The 509-nt window shown below is 52.8% G+C and carries 1 protein-coding gene; it reads right to left on the bottom strand.

Annotation, left to right across the window (positions count from 1 at the left end; translation table 11 throughout):
* Positions 1 to 80: 80 nt before the first annotated feature.
* Positions 81 to 509: IS200/IS605 family transposase (gene tnpA / locus DBO86_RS04280; RefSeq protein WP_146173169.1), on the bottom strand; the 429-nt coding region annotated here is incomplete at its 5' end.

Below are 509 nucleotides of genomic sequence, written 5' to 3'. Positions count from 1 at the left end.
ACAACCACCGACTGAAGTCGGTGGGTTAGTGACTTACGGACTGAAAGTCCGGATACGCGTCGACTGAACGACGCGTCGGATCAGTCAGGCTCCATCCTGAAATTATCGTTCGGGCTCGGCTCAAAATGATGCTCCAGATACTGCTTGATCATCTCTTCCGTCATCTGCCCAACCGTCGCGCAAAAGTACCCGCGAGCCCAAAAATGCTGCCCCCAATAGCGCTTTTTCAGATGGGGAAACTCCTCGAAAAGCTTGCTCGCCGTACGCCCCTTGATCCGCCTCATGATCTCACTCGGCGCCAAATTCGGCGGACTGCTCACCAGAATATGCACGTGATCCTTGCTCACCACACCTTTCACAATCCGAATTTCAAATGCTTCGCACGTCTGTCTCACCAGCTCTCGCACTCGCTCAGCAACCTCACCGCTGAGCACCTTGTATCGGTACTTAGTCACCCAAACAAAGTGATACTCGATCTGGTAGACCGTATGACTGCCGTATCTGTAATC

Origin of the sequence: Ectopseudomonas oleovorans, assembly GCF_003052605.1 — a bacterium.
In the GTDB taxonomy this organism is placed as follows: domain Bacteria; phylum Pseudomonadota; class Gammaproteobacteria; order Pseudomonadales; family Pseudomonadaceae; genus Aquipseudomonas; species Aquipseudomonas oleovorans_A.
Note: the sequence above shows the minus strand (reverse complement) of the source record. Positions and strands in the feature narration are given on the sequence as shown.